Annotated in this window: 21 protein-coding genes; 10 read left to right on the top strand and 11 right to left on the bottom strand. The window is 37.4% G+C overall.

Going from position 1 to position 22,428, the window contains the following annotated elements:
• Nucleotides 1-48: 48 nt before the first annotated feature.
• A complete protein-coding gene (locus F565_RS0100380; protein ID WP_020211197.1) occupies nt 49-1,197 on the top strand; it encodes an alpha-hydroxy acid oxidase in 1,149 nt (382 codons plus the stop codon).
• Here the strand turns inward: F565_RS0100380 and F565_RS0100375 are convergent.
• The 4 genes from F565_RS0100375 to metN are packed head-to-tail and all read right to left on the bottom strand — an operon-like array spanning nt 1,190 to nt 4,384.
• Nucleotides 1,190-1,816, bottom strand: coding sequence for a trimeric intracellular cation channel family protein (locus tag F565_RS0100375; protein ID WP_020211196.1), 627 nt, complete (start codon nt 1,814-1,816; stop codon nt 1,190-1,192). The two genes, F565_RS0100380 and F565_RS0100375, sit on opposite strands and share 8 nt — an antisense overlap.
• Nucleotides 1,817-1,859: 43 nt before the next feature.
• Nucleotides 1,860-2,678, bottom strand: a complete 819-nt coding sequence (metQ, locus tag F565_RS0100370; RefSeq protein WP_020211195.1) for a methionine ABC transporter substrate-binding lipoprotein MetQ — start codon at nt 2,676-2,678, stop codon at nt 1,860-1,862.
• Nucleotides 2,679-2,706: 28 nt separating this feature from the next.
• Complete coding sequence (metI, locus tag F565_RS0100365; protein ID WP_026299789.1) at nt 2,707-3,360, bottom strand: methionine ABC transporter permease MetI; 654 nt, start codon at nt 3,358-3,360, stop codon at nt 2,707-2,709.
• Entirely contained in the window at nt 3,353-4,384 is a 1,032-nt protein-coding gene (metN, locus tag F565_RS0100360) for a methionine ABC transporter ATP-binding protein MetN (protein ID WP_020211193.1), read from the bottom strand. The genes metI and metN overlap by 8 nt, the downstream gene beginning before the upstream one ends.
• A gap of 177 nt (nt 4,385-4,561) precedes the next feature.
• Between metN and F565_RS0100355 the strand changes: the two genes are divergently transcribed.
• On the top strand, nt 4,562-6,376 hold the full coding sequence (locus tag F565_RS0100355) for a hypothetical protein (RefSeq protein WP_020211192.1): 1,815 nt from the start codon (nt 4,562-4,564) through the stop codon (nt 6,374-6,376).
• Nucleotides 6,377-6,445: 69 nt separating this feature from the next.
• Here the strand turns inward: F565_RS0100355 and F565_RS0100350 are convergent, their stop codons facing one another.
• Complete coding sequence (locus F565_RS0100350) at nt 6,446-7,126, bottom strand: Crp/Fnr family transcriptional regulator (protein ID WP_020211191.1); 681 nt, start codon at nt 7,124-7,126, stop codon at nt 6,446-6,448.
• Between the two features lie 285 nt (nt 7,127-7,411).
• Between F565_RS0100350 and F565_RS22185 the strand changes: the two genes are divergently transcribed.
• From F565_RS22185 to F565_RS0100330, 4 genes are all read left to right on the top strand, one after another.
• Nucleotides 7,412-7,789: a hypothetical protein gene (locus F565_RS22185; protein ID WP_020211190.1), complete on the top strand. Its 378-nt coding sequence runs from the start codon at nt 7,412-7,414 to the stop codon at nt 7,787-7,789.
• A 98-nt stretch (nt 7,790-7,887) separates the two neighbouring features.
• The gene (locus F565_RS0100340) at nt 7,888-9,543 is read left to right on the top strand and encodes a peptidase domain-containing ABC transporter (protein ID WP_020211189.1); all 1,656 of its coding nucleotides are present in this window, start codon (nt 7,888-7,890) and stop codon (nt 9,541-9,543) included.
• A 3-nt stretch (nt 9,544-9,546) separates the two neighbouring features.
• Nucleotides 9,547-10,899 carry an HlyD family secretion protein gene (locus F565_RS0100335; RefSeq protein ID WP_020211188.1) on the top strand — a complete coding sequence of 451 codons (1,353 nt, stop codon included), beginning with the start codon at nt 9,547-9,549 and terminating at the stop codon, nt 10,897-10,899.
• A complete protein-coding gene (locus F565_RS0100330) occupies nt 10,874-12,298 on the top strand; it encodes a TolC family protein (RefSeq protein WP_020211187.1) in 1,425 nt (474 codons plus the stop codon). The genes F565_RS0100335 and F565_RS0100330 overlap by 26 nt, the downstream gene beginning before the upstream one ends.
• A 111-nt stretch (nt 12,299-12,409) precedes the next feature.
• Here F565_RS0100330 and F565_RS0100325 read toward each other — a convergent pair whose 3' ends face one another.
• The 4 genes from F565_RS0100325 to F565_RS0100310 form a co-directional block, all read right to left on the bottom strand.
• Nucleotides 12,410-14,881: a glycoside hydrolase family 95 protein gene (locus F565_RS0100325; RefSeq protein WP_020211186.1), complete on the bottom strand. Its 2,472-nt coding sequence runs from the start codon at nt 14,879-14,881 to the stop codon at nt 12,410-12,412.
• Nucleotides 14,882-14,972: 91 nt separating this feature from the next.
• Nucleotides 14,973-15,827: an aldose 1-epimerase family protein gene (locus F565_RS0100320; RefSeq protein WP_026299787.1), complete on the bottom strand. Its 855-nt coding sequence runs from the start codon at nt 15,825-15,827 to the stop codon at nt 14,973-14,975.
• A gap of 28 nt (nt 15,828-15,855) precedes the next feature.
• Nucleotides 15,856-16,278, bottom strand: a complete 423-nt coding sequence (locus F565_RS0100315; RefSeq protein WP_020211184.1) for an SRPBCC family protein — start codon at nt 16,276-16,278, stop codon at nt 15,856-15,858.
• Nucleotides 16,279-16,409: 131 nt separating this feature from the next.
• The gene (locus tag F565_RS0100310) at nt 16,410-17,306 is read right to left on the bottom strand and encodes a LysR family transcriptional regulator (protein ID WP_020211183.1); all 897 of its coding nucleotides are present in this window, start codon (nt 17,304-17,306) and stop codon (nt 16,410-16,412) included.
• A 101-nt stretch (nt 17,307-17,407) separates the two neighbouring features.
• Between F565_RS0100310 and F565_RS0100305 the strand changes: the two genes are divergently transcribed.
• The 3 genes from F565_RS0100305 to F565_RS0100295 all read left to right on the top strand — a co-directional run bounded on the left by F565_RS0100305 (nt 17,408) and on the right by F565_RS0100295 (nt 19,043).
• Nucleotides 17,408-18,016: an NAD(P)H-dependent oxidoreductase gene (locus F565_RS0100305; protein ID WP_020211182.1), complete on the top strand. Its 609-nt coding sequence runs from the start codon at nt 17,408-17,410 to the stop codon at nt 18,014-18,016.
• An 11-nt stretch (nt 18,017-18,027) separates the two neighbouring features.
• On the top strand, nt 18,028-18,315 hold the full coding sequence (locus F565_RS0100300) for a putative quinol monooxygenase (RefSeq protein WP_020211181.1): 288 nt from the start codon (nt 18,028-18,030) through the stop codon (nt 18,313-18,315).
• 212 nt (nt 18,316-18,527) lie between these two features.
• A complete protein-coding gene (locus F565_RS0100295) occupies nt 18,528-19,043 on the top strand; it encodes a C40 family peptidase (RefSeq protein WP_020211180.1) in 516 nt (171 codons plus the stop codon).
• Between the two features lie 129 nt (nt 19,044-19,172).
• Here the strand turns inward: F565_RS0100295 and F565_RS0100290 are convergent, their stop codons facing one another.
• Nucleotides 19,173-20,747 (bottom strand): L,D-transpeptidase family protein, encoded by a 1,575-nt coding sequence (locus F565_RS0100290; protein WP_020211179.1) that lies wholly within the window; start codon nt 20,745-20,747, stop codon nt 19,173-19,175.
• A gap of 169 nt (nt 20,748-20,916) precedes the next feature.
• Here F565_RS0100290 and trxA point away from each other — a divergent pair, with 169 nt between their 5' ends.
• A complete protein-coding gene (trxA, locus tag F565_RS0100285; protein WP_020211178.1) occupies nt 20,917-21,237 on the top strand; it encodes a thioredoxin in 321 nt (106 codons plus the stop codon).
• Nucleotides 21,238-21,321: 84 nt separating this feature from the next.
• Here trxA and F565_RS0100280 read toward each other — a convergent pair whose 3' ends face one another.
• Nucleotides 21,322-22,359 carry an agmatine deiminase family protein gene (locus tag F565_RS0100280; protein WP_231559617.1) on the bottom strand — a complete coding sequence of 346 codons (1,038 nt, stop codon included), beginning with the start codon at nt 22,357-22,359 and terminating at the stop codon, nt 21,322-21,324.
• Between the last annotated feature and the right edge of the window lie 69 nt (nt 22,360-22,428).

The raw sequence follows: 22,428 nt of genomic DNA, 5'->3' as shown, positions 1-22,428 counted from the left end.
TATCTTTACAGTAGTATACAATAGTGCAGAAAGATCAAAAAATTTACAATGCAGTTAAAATATAATAGCAGTTATCCATCGGTCGAAGATTTAATAAAACAGGCTAAGCGTAAAATACCACGATTTGCTTTTGAATATCTTGATGGTGGCTGTAATGAGGATGTAAACCTTATAAAAAACACTGCCGATATACGTAATGTAGAGTTAAAACCCTACTACCTTACCAAACACGAACGTTCTGAAATGAAGACAGAATTGTTTGGCCACACGTATGATGCCCCATTTGGTATATCGCCCGTAGGATTACAAGGACTTATGTGGCCTAATGCGCCGGAAATATTGGCAAAAGCTGCATTTGAACATAACATTCCATTTATTCTTAGTACTGTTACAACTGCAAGTATAGAGCGTATTGCAGAAATTACCCAAGGCAGGGCGTGGTACCAGTTATACCATCCGGCAGAAGCAAGTGTTAGGGACAGTATTATACAACGTGCCGCCGATGCTGAATATCCTGTACTCGTAGCACTAAGTGATGTACCTACATTTGGTTTTAGGCCAAGAGATATTCGTAATGGCCTTGCAATGCCGCCAAGTATGTCGGTACGGAATATATTGCAAATACTGGGCAGGCCGGAATGGGCTCTTAAAACACTGATACACGGGCAACCGGCTTTTGAAACCCTAAAACCCTACATGGAAAAGGGAATGAATATGAAGCAGTTGGGCCAGTTTATGAACCGGACATTTTCGGGCAGGTTAAACGAAGAGCGCATAGCGCCTGTAAGGGATAAGTGGAAAGGTAAACTTGTGCTTAAAGGTGTGGCAAGCGAAGAAGATGTAGAGATGGCAATACGCCTTGGTTTTGATGGTGTAATAGTATCTAACCACGGTGGCAGGCAGCTTGATGCCGGGCAGAGTGCCATAGCATCTATGCATCCTATTGTTGAAAAATATAAAGGACAAATAAAGGTTATGATGGATAGCGGTATCCGTTCGGGCGTAGATGTAGCGAGGACACTTGCCAGCGGTGCCGACTTTACATTCCTGGGCAGGACGTTTATGTACAGCGTAGCGGCATTAGGCAATGAAGGTGGTAACCACGCCATCTCTATGCTAAAAATACAACTGCAACAGGTTATGGAACAGGTGTGTTGTGAGAAAGTGGAAGATTTCCCGAATCACCTAATCAAATAGTATCGGCGGTGTCTTTCCTGAATTTTGGAAGGCTAAGATTGTACCTTACTGCCAATATTCTTATCCCTGCAATTAGTGCTCCTGAAAGCCAAAAATTAAGGTTCCTGTCTATATTAAAATAAAACAATAAAAGATATAATGCCGCTCCTGTAAGACAGGCAGTGGCATATATTTCTTTATGAAAGATTATAGGGATTTCATTGGTAAGTATATCCCGCAATACTCCTCCCATTACAGCGCTAAACATTCCCATAATTGCAGCAGTAACAGGACCGGCACCAAGCCCGAGCGCTTTCTCTGTACCCACTATGGTGAATAATGCAATACCCAGCGTATCAAACAAAAAAAGCGTTTTACGCAGCTTGTGCAGCGTTGTATAAAAAATGCTTGCAAGCAGCGTTCCTGCTAATATTGCATATATAAAATGTACATCTTTTACCCAACCTATGGGATAGCTGCCTAATAATATATCTCTAAGGCTACCACCGCCAATAGCGGTAATGAAACCTATAAAAGTTACCCCGAACCAATCTGGTGCCGACTTATTATTGGCCACCAAAGCACCGGAAATTGCAAAGAAGCAGGTACCTAAAAGTTCAAACAAATATTGTATTTGCATAAATGTAAATATAGTTTGCCAAAAATAACTTTATTAGGTTAAACTACCAGCCTTTTACTGCGCCACCTTTAAATTCTTTTTCGGCTGCTTTTTCTACTTCGGCAGACTGGTATGCTTTTACAAACTGCTGTACTTTTTCTTCATCTTTATTATCCTCACGCGTTACAACAAGGTTTACATAAGGTGAATCTTTATCTTCTACAAATAGCGCATCGCGCGATGGTACTAAGCCTGCCTGAGATGCAAATGTATTATTGATAATAGCAACAGTTACATTTTGATCATCTAATGCACGAGGTATTTGTGGTGCTTCAAGTTCCAGTATTTTCAGGTTTTTTGGGTTAGCTGTAATATCCGTTAATTTTGGCAAAAGACCAACACCTTCTTTAAGCGTTATCAAACCATTTTTTTCAAGCAGCAATAAAGAACGCCCGCCGTTTGTAGGATCGTTAGGAATAATTATTGTGCTTTCGGGTTTAAGGTCTGTAAGCGATTTAATTTTTTTAGAATAGGCCGCTATGGGGTATATAAATGTTTTACCCACTATGGCAAGCTTATAACCTCTTTGCTTAGATTGCTCATCAAGGTAAGGCTTATGCTGAAAGGCATTAGCGTCTATATCGCCATTGTTTAAAGCTTCATTAGGTATAACGTAGTCATTAAAGGATATTAACTCTACCTCAAGGCCATATTTATCTTTGGCAACTTTTTGTGCTGCCTGTGCCACTACAAATTCCGGTCCCGCTGCAACGCCCACTTTAATATGATGAGGGTCATTTTTTTTATCGCCACCACAATTTGTTACGATTAAAGAGAATCCAGATAGTATGGTTAGTATAGATATTTTAAATATGGTTTTCATAAATTGTATAATTAGGATTTAAAGATTTTTATCGGTGGTCAAAACTCTTAGATAGTTTATCTCCGGCAAATTGTATAGCAAAAACAAGCAGTACCAGTAATACAAGCACAGTATTCATTATAACAGCATCATAACCTATATAACCGTACTGATAACCTATTTGCCCAAGCCCGCCGGCACCAACCGCGCCACCCATTGCAGAATAACCTACAAGGGTTATTAGCGTAATAGATGCTGCATTAATTAATGACGGGAGAGCCTCCGGCAATAAAACTTTGTATACAATTTGCCATGGCGTCGCGCCCAGAGCCCTTGCAGCCTCAATAAGGCCTGATGGTAAACCCAAAAGGCTATTTTCTACAAGGCGGGCAATAAAAGGAGCGGCTCCTATACTTAAGGGAACCAATGCAGCACTTACCCCAATAGATGTGCCTACCAATGCACGGGTAAAAGGTATCATCCAAACGATAAGTATAATAAATGGTATCGACCTGAATATATTTACCAGTACAGAAAGGCTCTTATTTAATGCTGTATTTTGCAGGATTTGATCTTTGCGAGTTAGAAAAAGAAGTATACCGGCAGGCAGGCCTAATGCAAATCCAAAAAATCCTGACGTAAAAGTCATCATAATAGTTTCCCACGTGCCGTTTAATAAAAGTGTTATGGTAGAATCAGACATAGCCAAGTATTTCAGTTTTAATATTTTTTTCACGGAAGAGCTTTAATGCTTCAAACTGCTGCGAGAATTCACCGGACAGTTCTATGATCACTATCCCAAAGTTGGTATCGCCTGCATAAGATGTTTGCGCACTGATGATTTTTGCACCAATGCCAAATTGTTTTGCAGCATCGGTGAGTACGGGTTCATCTACGCTGTTTCCACTAAGTTCTAACCGTACCATGCTGCTCAATCCCTTAACGTAAGCCGTTGTAATTTTATCATTATAAATTGCAGGGATCTCAATATGCAATGACGATGCTATAAACTCCTGCGTAAGTTCATGTTTGGGGTTGGCAAATATTTCGCCTACTGTTCCCTGCTCTATAAGTTCGCCATTGCTTATTACAGCTACTTCATCGCAAATGGCTTTTACAACTTCCATTTGGTGGGTAATCAGCAAAATAGTAATGTTAAGCCTTTTATTAATGTCTTTAAGCAAATTTAAAATCGAGCGTGTTGTGGCAGGATCGAGCGCACTGGTTGCCTCATCGCACAATAAAATTTTTGGGTTATTTGCCAATGTCCTTGCAATGGCAACACGCTGCTTTTGCCCGCCCGAAAGGCTTGCGGGATAATCGTTTATTTTTTCCTCAAGGTTAACGAGCTTTAATAATTCTTTTACCCTTTCATCTATAACGTTTTTAGGAGTATTGGCAAGTTCCAGGGCAAAAGCTATATTTTGATATACCGTTCTTGATGTCAGTAAATTAAAATGCTGAAATATCATACCTATCTGTCTGCGTTCTTTTGCAAGCTGCGAGTTACTAAGGCCGGGAAGCGATATTCCATCAACAATAACATCGCCGGTTGTAGGTTTTTCAAGCAAATTTATAATACGTATCAAAGTACTTTTACCGGCACCGGAGGTACCTATTACACCAAAAATTTTACCTTTAGGTACATGTAGTGATACGTTATTAAGCGCTGTAACCTCCCTGGTGGTTTTATAAAATTTTTTAGTTATATTCTTTAATTCGATCATTAAGTGCTTTTTTCAGGCTGCAAATGTAAGGCGGAATCATTTAATAACAAAGTCTATAGAAATTGTAGATTAATAAATACTCATAAATAATAATTTAACGGCAATTTCATCAACATGATATTTATCAGGTTTTAAGTGAGTGCAATATTTAATATTTGTGCATTAAATATTGATAGAATGAATGTACAGAAAAAACTTCACACGTTTCATATACCGGTTATGGGGCTTGCATATACAATAGACAGCCCTATAAGGGTTGCACACTATGGTATTGACTCTGTTATATCTATTGTAGATGACGAGCTGATGGAAAAAATGAACGCTTTTTACAGCGAAAAATTTGAATTGCCATACAGGGAAATTTCTCAGAAAGTTCAGGATTATAGAGCTGAACGTATAACGTCATACCTAAATTTGGTAGATAAAATTGTTAAGAAAAAATATGCTGCCTTTTGCGATGAACTTGCTACGAGTAAAAAAGCATTAAACAATTTTATAGCCATGCTGCCGCAGGTATCAGATATAAAAAATGCACTACAGTTTTATGTTTCAAGCCCGTTTGATAAAACAAACGAAATAAGAAACTTTGTAAACAAACATCTTTGCCATGGAGCAATAGATGTTAATATCATGACTAAGGTAGATAAAGCAAATTATATTAAAAATATTGCACTGCCTGCTGAGTACAATGATGCCCATGCCGCATTACGTGGTTTTGCAAATAGTAATTTAAGTTCGTCGCTTGTACTATCAGCAGGGATGAACCCCTCATTATACAATTACATAGCCGAATTTGACAGTTTTTTACCGGATGCAAATGGGCAGCTTAAAAAGAAGATAATCCTTAAGGTAAGCGATTTTCGATCGGCGATGATACAAGGCAGCTTTCTTGCAAAGAAAGGAGTTTGGGTTAGCGAATACCGTATAGAGTCGGGTCTTAACTGTGGCGGGCATGCTTTTGCGACTGACGGACTATTGCTTGGCCCAATTATGGAAGAGTTTAAACTACGTAAAAATGAATTGGTACAAACCGGACACCAGCTAATGTGTAAGGCTCTTGATAGTAAAGGATTGCCTATACCTGGCCAGGCTTTAGATTTAAAGATTACAGTACAGGGCGGAGTAGGGACTGCACAGGAACATGAATTTTTACTCGGCCATTATGGTGCAGACTCAGTAGGGTGGGGGTCGCCATTTTTATTGGTTCCGGAGGCTACTGCTACAGATGCTGCCACCCGTAATTTATTAGCAAATGCCACAGAATCTGATTTTTATCATAGTGATATATCGCCACTGGGTGTGCCTTTTAATACGGTTAATGGTACTACAAACGAGCACCTTAAAAACATGCGTATTGCCCACCATAAAGCAGGCAGCTCCTGTCCTAAAAAACTATTGGCGCTAAGCCGTGAGTATGATGAGCAGGGTATATGTACAGCATCGCGCAAGTACCAACAGTTAAAGCTGGCAGAACTTCAATTGCAAAAAGACACCCTTACTGCAAAAGCCTTTAAAGAGAAAGAAGAAGCTATTACCGTAAAATCATGCCTTTGTGTAGGGCTTGCAAATCCTGCATATATAGAAAATCATATTACTATAAAAGGCGAAGCGCAGGGTGTAGTTATTTGTCCCGGTCCTAATATGGCTTATTTTGATAAGGAAGTTTCTTTAAAAGATATGGTACGCCACATTTATGGACAGGCTAATGTATTGGCAAGTGCTTACAGGCCTAACTTTTTTATAAAAGAACTTCAATTATATATCGATTACTTTGCTAAAGATATCGGTAATGTAGCACAGGATATAACCAAAGCCCAGCTTAAAAAATGGAATACTTTTAAAAGTAATTTATTGGAGGGAATTGCTTATTACAACGAATTGTTTGCCAACAACAATTACTTTCAAAGAGAGAAGCAGGACGTATTGGACAAACTGCAATATTATAAAAATCAATTAGAAGGTATTGCAATTCCGGAAATGGTTTTGGTTTAAAATGTTTTGCTGCGAATTGCTTTTTTACCAATTAAATTTGATAATTTGTGTAATTCGTGGCAAACTTCTTTAATTTGTAAGCTTGTCCAGCCTGCCCATATCAGTAATTGTAATTTTTTTACCGGAAAGTTCTATCACGCCAAGTTTATTAAATTCAGATAGTAAACGGATGCAGCTTTCTGTAGCTGTACCCACCATGCCCGCAAGCTCTTCGCGCGATAGTTTTATTTTAAGGCTTTTATCGTCATTAATGCCAAAGGCGTCATTAAGGTAAATAAGGGTTTCTGCCAAGCGTTGCTTAACCGATTTTTGTGCCATAGCAACCACATGGTCATCGGCGTCTTTAAGGTCGCCGCAAATAGCCTTCATAACATCCATAGAGAATTTATTATTCTGGTTAAATAAACCCATAATCTCTGTTTTTGGTATGAAGCAAACCTCCATATCTTCCAGGGCTACAGCACTAAGGTTTACAGGCTCATCGCTTATCATAGAGCGTTGTCCCAGTAATTCGCCTTTAGTAATAAGCTTTAAAATATGGTCGTTACCGTTAGGACTAAGTTTAGTGAGCTTGCAAACACCATCCTTAATGCAAAAAATGCCGTTTACGTTTTCTCCTTCGGTAAAAATGGGTTCGCCCTTTTTAATGATGTAGGACGATTTACAATCGGCAATCCTGAGCAGCTCTTCTTTATTCAGTGTTTTTAGCGAACTAAATTCCCTTACAATACATTGTTCACATTTGCTCATTGCCTTACCTTAAATACTATTGCAAATTTAAGCATTTGTACAATAGATAGTATTGTTTTTGTAGCAATATGCCTGATTTAGCAATTTCGTATCTGTCGCAGGGTAATCTCAGCCTTTTCATTTCTAAAAATACGGACTGCCATTAATACGGTTCAAAATTAAAATTTTTAATTTAATTCATTAGAATTTCTAATATACACAATTTAATGCTGAAAATTTGCTGTTTAGATGAATAATTCTTTTATTTGGCACAACTGTTGATATTTGTGTGCAATGATGAATCAATTGAAAAATAGCGTATTTAGTAAAGTACTTCAGGTGCTTCTTATCGGCTATTTTCTAATTAGCAGTTTAAATCTGTCAAATACCATTACAAGGGTTACTACCAAAAATACAGACATTCACAAAAAAGAAAGTGCGGTATGGAGCCTTTGTAAAAAATTTATTAAATGCAACGCCGGCGAGGAAGAGATCGAAGATGAATCTACAGGCTGCAATAATAAAATTAAACTTACAATAGATTATTTAGTGCCTGTTCAGGCAGCTATTTATCATCATGTTTTTGCAACATCGGTAAATAAAATTTATCTGACTGATTGTAACCTTAACGGTATCTTATACAATAAAATCTATTTACCTCCGCCCGAACGTATAGTTTTGTAATACAACAATTTAAATGTTTTAGTATTTACTAAGACATATAGTATTTATTTATATAAATGCGTGTAATTTATTTACAAACACCGTACTATTTTTAAAATATGACTCCATTTAAAAGACTTTATAATTTACTCAAACTTGATAAACGCGATGTTTACCAAATTATATTTTATGCCGCATTTGCAGGGTTGGTAAACCTTTCTTTACCGCTGGGCGTGCAGGCTATTATTAACTTTATACAAAGCGGACAGGTAAGCGTGTCCTGGATCGTACTTGTAATTGTAGTAACAATAGGAGTTGGCTTTGCAGGCGTGCTTACCATTATGCAATTGCGAATATTAGAAAACCTGCAGCAACGCATATTTGTACGTTCTTCTTTTGAATTTGCCTACAGGATGCCCCTGATTAAATTTAAAGAACTCTATGAAAAATATGCACCGGAACAGGCAAACCGTTTTTTTGATACATTAATGGTACAAAAAGGCGCGGCAAAACTACTGCTTGATTTTTCTACAGCATTTCTTCAGGTAGGCTTTGGTATTATTTTGCTTGCATTTTACCATTCTTTCTTTTTAGTTATAGGCCTTTTGCTCGTTGCTGTTTTGTATATAATTTTTAAATTTTCTTACAAAGATGGTTTAGAGACCAGCCTTAAAGAGTCTACTTACAAGTATAAAGTGGCGGCCTGGATACAGGAAATTGCCCGTAATAGGGAAAGCTTTAGCAGAAAAAATCAATTTGAATATGCGCTTAACAGGAATGATGGCTACGTTAACGATTATGTAAATTATCGCGAAAAACACTTTGGTGTAATGAGAAAGCAGTATATACAACTTGTTATTTTTAAAGTTGTAATTACGTCAGCATTACTATCTGTAGGTGGTTTTTTGGTTATAAATAACCAAATGAATATAGGGCAGTTTATAGCCTCAGAAATTATAATTGTATTGCTTATCAACTCTGTGGAAAAGATAATTTTTGGTCTTGAATCTTTTTATGATGTGCTAACATCAGTCGAAAAAATTGGTCAGGTTACTGATATGCAAACATCTGCTATACCCGATTTTTTAAATAAAAGTGAAATAGATATCAATATGGAAATGGATAGTATTAATTACAGCTATCCCGGGCATGAAAAAAAATCACTTAAAAATATCAGTCTGAAAATTAAACAAGGAGAAAAAATTGTGGTTACCGGTACTAATGGTGCAGGTAAAAGTACCCTGTTACGATTACTTGCCGGGGTTGTAGAACCTGATTACGGATCTGTTTACATTACAGATAATTACATGAACCACCTTAATGAAGATGCATTTAAGGCTAAAACAGGTACCCTAATACAGGGCGAATCGCTTTTTGACGGTACCATTAGGGATAATATAGTTTATGGCAACGAAAATATTGATAACGACGATTTAAAATGGGCTTTAGATAACGTTTACCTTACAGATTATATTAAGACATTCCCTAACGGATTAGAAACGCACATACATCCCGGCGGCAGGCAATTATCTGGCTCTGACGTTCAAAAAATATTACTTGCGCGAAGTATAGTGCATAAACCTAATGTGCTTATTCTGGAAGAGCCAACCGCTAATATGGATGAGGTGACATCTACAAAAATTATTGACTTTTTGCTTTCTCAGGAAAATAAATGGACACTGATTGTAGCCTCTAAAAACAGCTGCTTTAAAAATAAAAGCAGCCGACTGATTGCCATAGAAGGTGGAGAAATTACTAACGATATAAAACTTTAATGCATGCTTAATATATCTAAAGATAATCAGGTACTTATTACCCCGGGTAAGTATGCCTCTATAACAAATGTAGCCCGCAGGCCCCATTATAAAACCCTCAATAAAATAATTATTGGCTTCTTAATTTTTTTAGTAGCCTGTTTATTCCTGCCGTGGACCCAGAATATATCGGGAGACGGCTCTGTAACAACATTAAAGCCTGATCATAGGCCACAAACAGTACATAATGCCATTGCCGGCCGTATAGAAAAATGGTATGTACAGGAAGGTGATTATGTTAAGAAAGGCGATACCATACTTTTTATATCTGAAATTAAAGAGGATTATTTAGATCCTAACCTTGTATCCAACACTAAGGAACAGGTTGATGCAAAAAAAATGGCAGTAGAATCGTATAGTGATAAAGTGAGTTCACTCGAACTGCAATCAGAATCACTTGGTACAGAAAGAGGGCTGAAACTACAACAGGCGCGAAACAAGATAAAGCAGGCGCACTTAAAAATTAAAAGCGACAGTATGGATCTTGAAGCCATAAAAACACAACTTCGCATTGCACAAACCCAGTTTAACCGGTCTACAGCACTTAATAAAGAAGGCCTGAAACCAATGACCGATGTAGAGCAAAAAAAACTCAAATTACAGGAGGCTGAGGCTTATATTATTACTCAGGAAAACAAGCTCTTAAGTAGCCAGAATGAACTTTTAAATGCAAGGGTAGAGATTAACCGTATTACTGCAGAGTATGCCGAAAAAATATCTAAATCTCAGAGTGATAAGTTTACGGCAATCAGTACACAGTATGATACTAAAGCACAGGTTAATAAGTTGCAGAACCAGTATATAAATTACAGCATGAGGAACGGGCTGTACTATATTACTTCACCACAGGATGGTTACGTAAGCCGTGCTTTGCTCGCCGGTATTGGCGAAACTATTAAGGAGGGAACCCCAATAGTAAGTATTATGCCTGCGGGATATGATATTGCTATAGAAACTTATGTAAACCCAATAGATTTGCCATTAGTACACCGTGGTGCAAAAGTTAGGGTATGGTTTGACGGATGGCCAAGAATTGTGTTTTCTGGCTGGCCGGGACTTTCTTATGGTACATACGGCGGGCGTGTAGTAGCTATAGAAAATTTTATAAGCCAGAATGGCAAATACAGGGTGCTAATATCGCCGGACAGTGAGGCAGAAAAATGGCCTAAAGAGTTGAGCATAGGTGCCGGTGCTCAAAGTATCGCTTTGCTCGAAACAGTATCTGTATGGTATGAGATATGGCGAAACCTTAATGGATTCCCGCCTAATTACTACAAGTCTGATTTAAATGATGGAAAAAGTAAGGAAAAAAAATAATATGCTGCATTTTATAAAACTATATTTCCTGCTCTTTTTGCTTTGTGTGACAAACGTTTACGGGCAGGATTTTAATAAAGAAGAACTAAGTTATAACGAATTTTTAGGGTACGTAAAAAAATACCACCCTTTAGTTAAGCAGGCAAACCTTGAAGTTAGCAATGCACAGGCTGCACTTATGCTGGCTCGTGGTGGTTTTGACCCCAAGATAGAGGTGGATTATGACCAGAAGCGATTTAGTGGTACAGAGTATTATTCGCTTTTAAACAGCAGTTTTAAAATACCTACCTGGTATGGTATAGAAATTAAAGCCGGCTTTAACCAGACTGATGGCCGGTATTTTAACCCCGAAAACCGTACCCCGCAGGGCGGGCTTACATCGTTAGGTATAACTGTGCCATTAGGGCAGGGGCTTATTATTAACGAGCGCATGGCCGACGTGAGGGAGGGTAAACTGCAATTACAACTTAGTGATGCGCAACGTAAGCTAAGGGCTATAGAGGTATTGTATAAAGCAAGTGAGGCTTATTTTGACTGGAAAAGGAGTTTTACCGAAGCCGAACTGTATAAAAATTATCTGGGCTTTGCCAGCACACGTTTTAATGGTGTAAAGCAATTAATAGAACTGGGCGATTCTCCTGCCATAGATAGTGTAGAAGCAGGTATAACGGTACGTAACCGGCAGCTAAACCTTGAAAATGCAAACCTAAAGCTGGTTAAGGCAAAACTCAATCTTGCAAATTATTTATGGATTGAAGATGTACCGGTAGAACTTGAAGATAATGTAAAACCGGAACAAAATTTATTGCAGACTTTACCCGAAACTTTGCGTACTAATGAGTTGGCAATAAATGTAAACGAACTTGATGGACATCCTAAAATACAATCGTTGCAAACCAAGCTCTCTATGCTGGAGATAAACAGGCAGCTAAAGGCTAATAAGCTATTGCCAAAAGCTAATGTAGGATATAATTATCTCTCTGAACCTGAAAACTTTGACAGTTTTAGGGTAGCAGATTATAAGTTTAATGTAAACTTTAGCGTCCCCATTTTTTTGCGTAAAGAACGCGGCAACTTAAAACTTGCCAAACTTAAAATTCAGGATGCAGAATACGACCTTAGCCAGCAACGCTTAGAACTTAAAAATAAGATATCGGCACAGCAAACAGAGATCGAGTCGCTACGCAAACAAAAGAACATTATAGATGCTTTAGTAACGGATTATACTACCATGCTAAACTCTGAAGAGAAACTTTTCTCGTTTGGCGAAAGTTCTATATTCCTGATAAATTCCCGCGAGAACAATTTGGTTAATGCACGCCTCTCCCAAATTAGTATCGAGAATCAATACTTTGCTTCAAATGCACAGCTGTTCAGAATACTGGCAAATCCCGATTAATTTATATTTAAATAAATATGTTAGTGTATGATATATTGATATCTGCTAAATAATAAACAAAGCCTGAATAACTAACTTATTCAGGCTTTGTTTATTTATGTGTAAGTTCTATTAGTTTGTAGCAGTTATATCATACGATTTTCCTTTTTTAGAATCAAATGTCAGTGTATATCCAATCTCTGACTTTTGGCTTTTTATTTTTAATCCTGCTATCATAAAAGGAGTTTTACTTCTTACAGTACATTTTCCACCATTGCGCGAAAGTAATGTAGCTGTAGCAAGTTTATTACTCTTCCAGTTAATAGCTGTTACAAAATTACCCTTCGCTACAATACCCTTTATATTTCCATCCTGCCATTCGTCGGGAAGCGCAGGCAGTAAAAAAATTTCATCATTCTGGCTTTGCATTAACATCTCTATAACACCGGCAGTACCGGCAAAATTTCCATCAATCTGAAAAGGAGGGTGCGCATCAAAAAGGTTAGGGTAGGCACCTCCACCTTTGTTATAACTGGTGTCATTCTCTTTAGTAAGGCGCAGTAAATTTTTAAACAATGTATATGCATGGTTACCGTCAAGCAGCCTTGCCCACATGTTTACTTTCCATGCAAGGCTCCAGCCTGTTCCGTCATCACCTCGTAAATCAAGTGTGCGGCGCGCAGCCTCAGCAAGCTCAGGCGTTTTAATGGGAGATATCAGTTCGGCAGGGTGCAGTGCATATAAATGGGAGGTGTGCCTGTGGTGTGGGTCTACATCTTCAAAATCTTTATACCATTCCTGTAATTGCCCTTTGCTGCCTATTTTAAAAGGGTATAATTTTCCGTTAGCAGTTTCAAGTTCTTTTACAAAATCTTTATCTGTGTTTAAAACTGTGGCGGCCTGCATAACATTTTTAAAAAGGTCTTTAATAATAGCCATATCCATTGTACTGGCAACAGTTACAATTCCCTTTTTTTTATCGCCATAATAAAAATCATTTTCGGGAGATGTAGACGGCATAGTAACAAGATATCCTTCTTTATCTGTCTGCAGCCAGTCAAGGCTAAATAGGGCGGCACCTTTCATTATAGGATAAATTTCCTTTAAATATTCTTTGTTGCCGGTATATTGATAATGTTCCCATAAGTGCCTGCTTATCCAGTTTGCCCCCATGTACCAGTTTGCCCACTTAGGGTCGCCTTTACCTAAATCTCCTACGGGGTTTGTTGTAGCCCATATATCAGAGTTATGGTGCAATACCCACCCGTTAGCATGGTAAAAGCTCTTAGCTGTTTCTGCCCCTGTAATAGATACATTTTTTATAAGGTCGTTAAGCGGAGAAAATAACTCAGTGAGATTGGCACTTTCAACAGGCCAGTAATTCATTTGCACATTAATATTGGTAGTATAGTTACTACTCCATGGTGCACGCAACTCTTTGTTCCATATACCCTGAAGGTTTGCTGGTGCATCTTTAGTTCTTGATGATGATATTAGTAAATACCTGCCGTACTGAAAGTAAAGTGCTTCAAGCCCGTTATCTTTTTTTCCTGTGGCATAATCCATTAGTCGCTTATCAGTTGGTACTGCCGAAAGATCCATTTTTGACTCATTAATGTTTAGTGACACCCTGTTAAAGTAGTTATGAAAATCATCAAAATGTTCTTTAAGTAACTGATTGTAATTTTTGTTTACAGCATTTTTTAAATATCCTGTTGCCAATAAATGTTCGTCTTTACCATCGCTGTCCGGGCACTTATCATACCCGTTAAAGCTTGTTGCAGCAGATACAAAAAGTACTATCTCTGTAGCATTTTCTATTTTCAGTGTATCGTTATCTATAGTTATATTTCCATGTTTAACAACAGGTTTCATAATTATTTCAAAACGCATACCATTACATCCCGTAGCGTCGTTATATACAATAGGCTCTTTATTATAATTTATATAACTGGGATCGGCATGTGCAGGAGCTCTGCCTTTAATGTATAAAGAGTTGCTATTAAAAGATTTTTCAAACTTTAGCTGGCTTGAAGCATTTATTGATACGGATAGTTTTTTATTTTGGCTGGCAGTGAGCCTTATAATAATGCACTGTCCAGGTGCCGATGCAAAAACTTCTCTTTTATAAGTTACACCATTAATGGTAAAAGTGGTAGTTGTAATTGCATCTTCAAGGTTTAGTTCCCGGCTGTAGGATGTTGGTACAGCATTTTTAAAATCCTGATTTATATTTAAATCGCCTAAAGGCAAATAACTTTCAGAGTAAAGACCCTGCATTTTTTTAGTGCTTTCATACGCTTTTGCAAAATCTTCTTCCCTAAGGGCATTTCGCACGATCTCTAAGTTTTGATAGGCATCAGGGTTAATATTTTTTTTAACCGGGCCACCACTCCATAAAGTTGCCTCGTTGAGCTGAATTAACTCATCATTTACACCGCCAAAAACCATAGCACCTAACCGGCCGTTACCTACAGGCAGGGCTTCTGTCCATACGGCAGCAGGTTTAGTATAGGTTAGCTTTACATCTTTTTGGGCATAAAGCGGGATTACAAATAATATTAAATATAAGGGAATAAAAAATTTACGTGTGATATTGCGCATTTAAATGAATTTAGCCATTTGTAAGGTTGTTGTTAAGATAATTAAAATTTAATTTCTTATTGCATAACGTAATGGGATGCGATATAATAAATTAATTATAAATTTTTACGCTAAAACCGACCGTATACTTATCGCCTGAGTTAAGAAGTATAATTCCTTCCTTTTCAATTAAATTCCCCTTGGTTTCAGGCGAGTCAGAATATCCCTGCCATGGCTCTATGCATAAAAATGGGGCATTCTCCTTAGTCCATATCCCTAAATGCGGAAAATTAGGATACGTTACTTTCAAAATATTTTTATTGTCCTGTTTTATTGTTACTGCTCTTGATTGTAAAGACTTAAATATCAAGGCGTCATTCTCAAATAATTTATAAGTCAGCGGTAAAATTCCGTTTTCCGCAGTTAGTATATCGGTTTTATCAGATAGTAAGTCATCTGTAAGTTGTGTACTAACTAATGGCTCATCTTGTTCAAACTGGAGGCTGTAACTTTCAAATTTTCCGGGTAACGCAAAAGCAGGGTGCGCACCAATGGAAAAGGGCAGTGGCTTATCGCCCTTATTAGTAACTACATAGTCTAAAAATAAGGTGCTGTCTTTTATGGTATATACCAGTTCTAACTCAAAATCAAATGGATATACACGACGGGTATCGTCATTAGATGAAAGTGAAAATGTAACGCTGTCTTCGGTTTGATTTTTTACTGTAAAGTTGTTATCCCTTGCAAACCCGTGGCGGCTAAGTGCATGCACCTGTCCTTCATATAAATACGAATTATTTTTTAAAGTGCCTACAATAGGGAACAACACCGGTGAGTGCTTGCCCCAGTATTTAGCATTGCCTTCCCAAATATATTCTGTATTGGTATTGCTTTTAAGAGAATTCAGTTCGGCACCTTTAGGGTTTATGGTAGCTGTAAGTTGCTTATTAGTAATGGTAATATCCAAAATATAATATGTTTTAATATGCTGTGAATTAATTTTCGGCAAGCTCTTTTATTTTTTGAGAAGCCGTTTGCCCAAAGATACTATTTTCGTTATAATATCTATCTGCTTCTGTAAGAATTGCAAAATCGCCAATTTCTACACCCAGCCACGTGTACCCTTCAGAATCAATTGACAAATTGTAATTGTAGCCAATGTGCAAAACGCCTTGTTCTCGCCATTCGGGTATTGACAACGAGTATTTTAACGATTTGTTCAAATCAAACTCTACTACGTTAAGCCTTTTTTGTTCAGGCCATTCTATAATTGTGGCGGGATGAATTTCGTAATCACCAAAATCTTCCGGCAGTTTATCCCATTGACGGATATACTCCGGTTTTGTAAGAATTTCCCAAATACGGCTTGGTGCTGCATCTATTTTTATGCTGTGCTTTACAATTAACGACTTGCTCATGGTGTGATTTTTAAGTTTATACTTAAAATTACCAAAAGCTAATATTGGGTAAAAACCATTTAACGTTACTTTAATCCAAATTTTTACATCAATCTTCTTACTAAAGTAATTTAAAGCTAAATTCTAAAATTTTATATCATTACCTCTTTAAATATATTTTTTATAACATCAATCTCATCAGCATACATTGTTTTTTTTCTTGTGGCAAAATGAAGGATGTTAGTAAGTTTAGAGTTCCCTTCCCAAATAAGCTTAATGGTACCGTTATCTAATTCTCTGCGGCATAAAAAATCGGGTATAACTGCCAGCCCAATGCCGCTACCCAGGCAGCGTACAATAGAATTAAGGTTAGGTACAATATAATTTGGCCTGAAATCTGGATATTTACCAAAATTTAATTGCCAAAAACGGCGTAGGTGTTCCATATCGCCCGTGGTGCCATACCATTTTTGGTGCTTTAACCATTCTTCCAAATCTTGCTGATCGTTGAAGGAAAGGAGTGTTTTAAAAGCTTCTTCATCGGTAGTAGTACCACCCACAAGCACAATGGTTTCTTTACTAAAGGCTTCATATTCAACTGTGGCTGACGTTACCATTTGCGGGGTGATTATAAGATCGAGTATACCTTTTTCAAGATTGGCAACCATTTCCGGGTACTCGCCAAATTGAATGATTACATTAAAGGGCAGGGTAGCAATGTAGGGCTCTAAAGTAATCTGAAATGTTTCAAAACACATCCCTACGCTTATGGTAGGTGTATGCTTTTCTGTACTGCGCTGAAAGTTCTTTTCGGCATCTTCAAGTTTAGTAAGTGCTTCGGTAATAAAGTTATACAGTACTTTTCCACGCTCTGTAGGTTCCATGCGTCGGCCTTTACGATCGAATAATTTATAACCGGTGTAATTTTCTAATGAGCTAAGGTGCAGGCTTACGCCGGGTTGGGATATAAACAGCTCCTGCGCTGCGCCGGTAAGTGTTCCCGTTTTATAAACAGCCTTAAAAGTGCGGTACCATTCTAAATTTACCATAACGTAACTATTATAATTATGATGCAAAGGTATAAATTATGTTATTTTAATAATAGTTTATTGCGTTGTAAATTTGCATTATAAAAAATGATCAAATAATTATGACAAAGATATTTATAATAAATGGTGGACAGGAGTTTGGCCATTCCGGTGGAAAATTTAACGATACTGTGGCTGCCGAAACATTTGCTTTTTTTAGTAACCACAGTGATTTTGAAGTTAAGATAACTAATATTAGTTCGGGATATGATGCCGCCGAAGAAGTTGCAAAATACGTTTGGGCAGATGTAGTAATTTACCATACCCCAATATGGTGGTTTCAGCTACCACACAATTTTAAAAAATATATAGATGTTGTTTTTACCGAAGGCCATGCTAAAGGTATTTATAACAGCGACGGCCGATCGCGCTCTAATCCTGCCATAAATTACGGCACAGGCGGTACTATGCAGGGGCGTAAATATATGGTTACCACATCATGGAATGCTCCTAAAGAAGCTTTTACGCTGCCGGGGGAATTCTTTAATGAACATAGTGTAGATGAAGGCCCGCTTTTTGGGTTTCATCGTATGAATGCTTTTACAGGTATGGAACCTTTGCCGGGCATACACTTTCATGATATAGAAAAAAATGCCGATATTGTACGCGATATGCAACTGTACAAGAACCACTTAACAGAAGTTTTTTTAGGTACACAAGTAACACTATAAAATTGAACATTATGATACCATTAACCGCAATAATAAAAAGCAAGACTGATAAAGTAGCCGAAATGAAAGCTGTTTTAGAGGAGCTTGTAAAAGGATCGCGAACCGAAGCTGCATGCCTGCAATACGACCTGCATCAGGCAGTAGACGAACCTAACATTTTTATTTTTCATGAAATATGGCGTAGCGCAGAAGAACTGGAAGCGCACAATAAAACACCTCATATTCTTAAATTTATTAAGGAAGCTGAGCCTTTATTACTTGAGGGACCGGGAATTTACATTACAAATAAAATAAAATAATTACATAGCATAGATGGTTAGCCAATAGTTTTAAATTATTTGCTAAACAATAATCTCACACTATAATGGTTGTGGGATTTTTCTTTTTAAATAAAAACCCATCATTTTTATATTATTACTATATAGGGTACTTAATAGGTAATAATTGTTTTTAAGCGTTAAACCCACATTTATTTACTACTTAAAAAATGTGTTTTGTTATCTTCGCTTTTATGAAGTTATTACAACACACTATTTTACTATTGGCAGGCATCGCATTTTTTTCGTGCAGGGAAGAGGCAAAACCTGTAAAAACTAATATAGTATCGTCTGCAATATCTGCCGATGATATTCAGCGCGATTCTATAATTGCATTTGCAAAAAAATACATGGGTACTAAATACTGTTATGCAGGTGGCAGCCCACAAAAAGGTTTTGACTGTTCCGGCTTTGTGAATTTTGTTTTTAAAAATTTTGACATTGAACTTCCAAGAAGTTCATCGGGGTTTTCAAAAGTTGGAAAACCGTTAAAACCTGAAGAATTTAAAGTAGGGGATGTGTTGGTATTTTATGGGTACAGAGACAGTAAATCTGTTGGGCATGTGGGTATAGTATGCGAAGCCAATGGTATGAAATCTAAATTTATCCATGCATCATCAGGCAAAGAAATGGCTGTGACAATAAGTGAATTAGGCAGTGACCAATACACCAGGAGGTTCTATAAATGTATAGATCCGCTGAAACTTTAGCTGAAAAACGTCTGAATACAGACATAAGATAATACATTATATAACATAAATAAAAACAGGTTAAACCCAATGCATCGCATTAAGGAATAACCTTTTTATTTTTTTAGTAGGCTGAGTTAAAGCATTATTCTATTTTGATGCATAAAGCAAGCCTGATAATCTATTGTCGCGTTTGTAAATGTCTTCAAAGAAAGCTACATTCCCATTTTCATCTGCCCATGCAGTAAAATAGGCAATGTATACCGGTATTTTCTTTTTAAGTACGTAAGTACTTTCTTTACCCGCATTCATGGCTTTATCAACTTTTGCTTCTGTCCAGTTTCCATCTTCTTTAGTAATCATAATGGCAAGGTCGCGGGCTTTTTCTACGCGTACACAGCCGTGGCTAAAAGCCCTGTCGTCTTTATTAAAAAGACTTTTGGCCGGTGTATCGTGCAGGTAAATATTATTAGTATTTGGGAACATAAATTTTACTTTACCTAAGGAGTTTTGCCCACCCGGTTTCTGGCGCACCATATTACCGTTCCACTCCATATTGTGTTTGGCAAGATAGTTAGGGTTTTTAGCAATACCAGGTTTAATTTCTTTGTTTAAAATGCTGGTAGGGATATTCCAGTAAGGCGCAAAATTAAGGTAACTCATTTGTCCGCTAAATACAACCGTTTTATTAAGTTCTTTACCCACAACAACCTTAGATGTAAATACGGGCTTACCACTTTTAAAATAAACCAGCCTGTAAGATGGTATATTAACCGCTATAACCTCTGGAGCTTTATCCATTTTAGGAGATATCCATCGGCAACGTTCCATGTTTATCGATATGGTTTTTATTAGCTGTGCTACCGGCATATTCATTTCTGTAACTATAGCAGGGCCTATTTTACCATCAAAAACGCGGTTATGCTTTTCCTCATAGGCTTTAAGCCCACCGGCAAGGTCTGTATCAAATACTGATTTTCCCGAATCACTTTTAAGGTATCCTTCAAGTGTAAGCCTTTTACGTATTTGTACAATAGCCGCAGCCGAATCGCCTTCTTTCAATGATTTTACACCTTCATTAAGTGCAATGGTTCCCCATCCGCCTTTTTTTTCAATATCGCGATATTTTTGTAAACCTTTACGCAGGTTATAGTACTGGCTAAAAAGTTCCGATTCATCACGCTTAATCAGCTTAGGGTCTTTCATTAACGTATCAAGATATGCCACATAATCTACCCTGTCACGCGGCAGGTACCATCCTGTTTCTTTACTTTTACTTGGATCAAGTCCTTCAAGTACTCTTTTAGCATAAAAAAAATACATCGAGCTAATAAGCAGCTCACTATCAGTATCGGGTTTGCTCTTAGCATCATCAAAAATGGCATTTAACTCATCTTTATAAGGAACCTTAACCTCAAGTCCTTCGTTATCAAGCTGATTTACTTTATTATGAACCACATCTGCAAACTCTATAAGTCCGCCCTTATCCTGCCATACATAATGATTGTGTTTAGAGTATAATTTTTTTACCTCTTGCTCAAACTGCTTAAAATCGGGGTGTTTTACAAAGAAAGCAGTAATTTTAGTGGTGTCTAATGGTATTGTAGCTTCATCATGGTCATGTACTTCGGTGTTATCCGTTACTTCTCCATCTTTTTTCTTACAAGAGGTAGTAAGCAGCGTACATCCTAAAATAAAGGCTACTATAAAATGTGTTTTTTTCATGGCGCAATTTCTGTTTGTTTGCGTTAAAAGTAGGAAAAAAACTATTGTAAAAATTAGTGTTACCAATTCTATAAGATAGGTTTAACTAACAATTATGAACATTATAATTTTATCTTAACGTGGTAAATGTCTAATCGGAATTTACTAATTTTAAATAAAATTATCAGATATGAATAGCTTTTCTACCCTTATAAATAGTTCAGAACCTGTGCTTATAGATTTTTTTGCAACCTGGTGTGGCCCATGCCAAATGATGGCTCCTATACTTAAAGACGTAAAGGAAAGCCTGGGCGATAAAATAAAAATTATAAAAGTAGATGTAGACAAAAATCAGGCATTAATGTCTACTCCACAATTTCAGGTAAAAGGAGTGCCTACGCTCATGCTTTTCCAGAACGGAAAAATGTTATGGAGGCAATCAGGCGTTGTACCGAAGGATGATATTATACGAACAATTTTAAGTTTTCAGACTCAGTCACAGTCACAGTAATCAGCACTTTGCGTGATTATTGCGACTAAAACTGTTTACTTTTTAAGAGTGAAGCTGCTGCCTACTGTAACTGAATACTGCTAACTAAATAGACGGTTCCTGCTGGCTAAGACAATGAAAGCTGCCTAACCCCCAAATAAGATCCGTCGAATCTATGCCTATAATTTCACGGCTTTTAAAACAATCCTGCAAAATATCAAGAGCTTTAGTGTCATTTTCTGTATCACGGAAAGTTGGCACAATAACGGTCTCGTTAGCTATATAAAAATTAGCATAAGATGCCGGCAACCTTTGGTCTTCGTAAACTACTGCTCTAGGCATTGGAAGTTCAATAACATTAAGCTGTTTACCATCCTGCAGGCGCATGGTGTGCAGGCTTTTTAAATTTTCCTGCAACAGCTCGTAATTATCATCATTCTTATGATGTTCTACAACAGTAACAACTGTGTCTTCGTTTACAAAACGGGTAATATCATCAATGTGGCCATCAGTATCATCGCCTACAATACCATCGCCAAGCCATAGTATATGCTCTACACCATAATATTGTATAAGGTATTCCTCTATTTGAGATTGCGTTAAATGCGGATTACGGTTTTTATTAAGTAAACAAGCCGTAGTGGTTAGTAAAGTTCCTTTACCATTAAACTCTACACTGCCGCCTTCCATAACAATACCCGGATTAAATACTTTAAGCCCAAGTGCTTCGCCTATACGGGTAGGTATTACATCGTCCAGGTCATACGGAGGGTATTTATCGCCCCATGCATTATATCCCCAGTCAACAATTGCTTTTTCGTTTGTAGTTTTGTTTACTAAAAATGCAGGGCCATGGTCGCGACACCATGCATCATTGGTAGGGTGCAGGTAAAATGAAATTTCATTTAATTGTGCTACCGGAACAAGCGGTGCAAACTTCTCAATTTGAGATAGTGCAAACTGTTGCATTGCAGCATCGCCTACATTAATGCATACTTTCTGGTGGCGTGAAACCTGTAGTATAAATTCGCAGTATGGTTTATATATAAGGTGCAGTTTTCCGGGCCATGAAGCCTCTTTGTGCGGCCATGATAACCATAGCGCTCTTTGTCTTTCAAACTCTGCCGGAAAATGGAATCCCAAAGATTTGGGGGTTTGTGCTGTGTTTAATATCATTGTAAAATTGAAACAATTATGAATAACCTAAAACTT

The sequence above is a fragment of the Flavobacterium rivuli WB 3.3-2 = DSM 21788 genome, assembly GCF_000378485.1.
Classification (GTDB): domain Bacteria; phylum Bacteroidota; class Bacteroidia; order Flavobacteriales; family Flavobacteriaceae; genus Flavobacterium; species Flavobacterium rivuli.
The sequence above is the reverse complement of the archived record's forward strand: the minus strand, read 5'-3'. Positions and strand labels throughout refer to the sequence as shown.